Annotated in this window: 2 protein-coding genes; both read left to right on the top strand. The window is 64.4% G+C overall.

Annotated features, from left to right (window positions below; genetic code table 11):
- A partial coding sequence (locus tag DBR24_RS32560) for a helicase-related protein (RefSeq protein ID WP_256591586.1) occupies window positions 1-863 on the top strand: 863 nt, incomplete at its 5' end.
- A 79-nt stretch (window positions 864-942) separates the two neighbouring features.
- Complete coding sequence (locus DBR24_RS17110) at window positions 943-2,343, top strand: aminoacyl-tRNA deacylase and HDOD domain-containing protein (protein ID WP_128615334.1); 1,401 nt, start codon at window positions 943-945, stop codon at window positions 2,341-2,343.
- The last annotated feature ends 70 nt before the right edge of the window (window positions 2,344-2,413 follow it).

Below are 2,413 nucleotides of genomic sequence, written 5' to 3'. Positions count from 1 at the left end.
AACGTCTGGCACTGCGGCAGAAGGGCGTTGGCGGGCGCATGTGCCCGCATCAACTGATCATGACCGCCACGCCGATTCCGCGCACGCTGGCGATGAGCGCCTACGCCGACCTCGACACCTCGATCCTCGACGAATTGCCGCCCGGGCGCACCCCGGTCAACACCGTGCTGGTCACCGACACCCGCCGCGTCGAAGTCATCGAACGGGTGCGCAGCGCCTGTGCCGAAGGGCGTCAGGCCTATTGGGTGTGCACGCTGATCGAAGAGTCGGAAGAGCTGACCTGTCAGGCCGCCGAAACCACCTTCGAAGACCTCACCGCCGCCCTCGGCGAGCTGAAAGTCGGGCTGATCCACGGGCGCATGAAACCTGCGGAAAAAGCCGCAGTCATGGCCGAATTCAAGGCCGGCAATCTGCAACTGCTGGTCGCCACCACGGTGATCGAAGTCGGCGTCGATGTACCCAACGCCAGCCTGATGATCATCGAAAACCCCGAGCGCCTCGGCCTCGCACAACTGCACCAACTGCGTGGCCGGGTTGGCCGGGGCAGCGCGGTCAGCCATTGCGTGCTGCTCTACCATCCTCCGCTGTCACAGATCGGTCGCCAGCGCCTGGGCATCATGCGCGAGACCAACGATGGTTTCGTCATCGCCGAAAAAGACCTCGAACTGCGCGGCCCCGGCGAAATGCTCGGCACCCGCCAGACCGGCCTGCTGCAATTCAAGGTTGCCGACCTGATGCGCGACGCCGACCTGCTGCCCGCCGTCCGCGACGCCGCGCAAGCCTTGCTGGAACGCTGGCCGACCCACGTCAGCCCGTTACTCGACCGCTGGCTGCGCCACGGACAGCAATACGGCCAAGTGTGAGCACCGTCGCAGTTTCTGAACCCCCGTTCCAACCAAGCTGGTTATACTCCTGCAATTGTTTCAAAAACGGATACAGACCATGACTGACGCAGCTCTCGCCCCCGAACTCCCGCACGCGCCGTCTGTAATTCGGCTGCTGCTCGGCAAGCTGGGTATCGCCTACGAAGAGGTGCTCGACCACCACGGTCTCAATGCTTCGCGCAAGGTACAAGCCGTGTTGCTGGACGATGCCGTCGGCGCGCTGATGGTGCTGTTTCCGCAGAGCCAGTTGCTGGACCTCAACCGCCTCGCCGAACTCACGGGCCGTCGCCTAACCGCCGTCTCCACCGAACGCCTGGAAAAAATGCTCGGCAAACACAGCCTGAGCCTGCTGCCGGGCCTGCCGGCACTGACCAGTTCGCCGTGCCTCTACGAAGAAAGCCTGCTGCGTGAGCCGAAGTTGCTGATCAACTCCGGCGAGCCGGGCCTGCTGCTGGAAATCGCCAGCGAAGACTTCAAGACCATGCTGACCAAGGCCAGCGCCGCCAACTTTGGCGAAGCCCTGAGCAGCATCCGCCCGAACCTCGACCGCCCGGACGATGACCGCGAGGAAATCACCCAGGCTGTGCAAGCGTTCACCGCGCGGCGGATTCAGCAGCGTCTGGAAGCGACCATCGAGATTCCACCGCTGGCCGAAACCGCGCAAAAAATCATCAAACTGCGCGTCGACCCCAACGCCACCATCGATGACATCACCGGCGTCGTTGAAACCGACCCGGCGCTGGCCGCGCAAGTGGTGAGCTGGGCGGCGTCGCCGTACTACGCCTCGCCGGGCAAGATCCGTTCGGTGGAAGACGCGATCGTCCGCGTGCTCGGTTTCGATCTGGTGATCAACCTCGCGCTGGGCCTGGCCCTCGGCAAGACCCTGAGCCTGCCCAAAGACCACCCGCAACACACCACACCGTACTGGCAGCAGTCGATCTACACCGCCGCCGTCATCGAAGGCCTGACCCGCGCCATGCCGCGCGCCCAGCGCCCGGAAGCCGGCCTGACCTATCTGGCCGGCCTGCTGCACAACTTCGGCTACTTGCTGCTGGCCCACGTGTTCCCGCCGCACTTCTCGCTGATCTGCCGTCACCTGGAGGTCAACCCGCACCTGTGCCACAGCTACATCGAGCAACATCTGCTCGGTATCAGCCGTGAACAGATCGGCTCGTGGCTGATGCGCTACTGGGACATGCCCGATGAACTGGCCACCGCCCTGCGCTTCCAGCACGACCCAAGCTACGACGGCGCCTATGCCGAATACCCGAACCTCGTCTGCCTGGCCGTACGCCTGCTGCGCGGTCGCGGCATCGGCTCCGGCCCCGACGAAGACATCCCCGACGCCCTGCTGGAACGCGTCGGCCTGACCCGCGACAAAGCCAACGACGTGGTCAGCAAAGTCCTCGAAGCCGAAGTCCTGCTACGCGAACTGGCCTCGCAGTTCAGCCAGGCCTAAACGCATCGCGGGCAAGCCTCACTCCCACAAGATCAACACAATCCCTGTGGGAGGGGGCTTGCCCGCGATG

The sequence above is a fragment of the Pseudomonas sp. HMWF006 genome, assembly GCF_003061205.1.
GTDB lineage: Bacteria > Pseudomonadota > Gammaproteobacteria > Pseudomonadales > Pseudomonadaceae > Aquipseudomonas > Aquipseudomonas monsensis.
The sequence above is the reverse complement of the archived record's forward strand: the minus strand, read 5'-3'. Positions and strand labels throughout refer to the sequence as shown.

What these genes read in the sequence shown, in the direction of transcription:
- DBR24_RS17110 (WP_128615334.1), top strand. Translation starts at nt 943, where the DNA reads ATGACTGACGCAGCTCTCGCCCCCGAACTCCCGCACGCGCCGTCTGTA.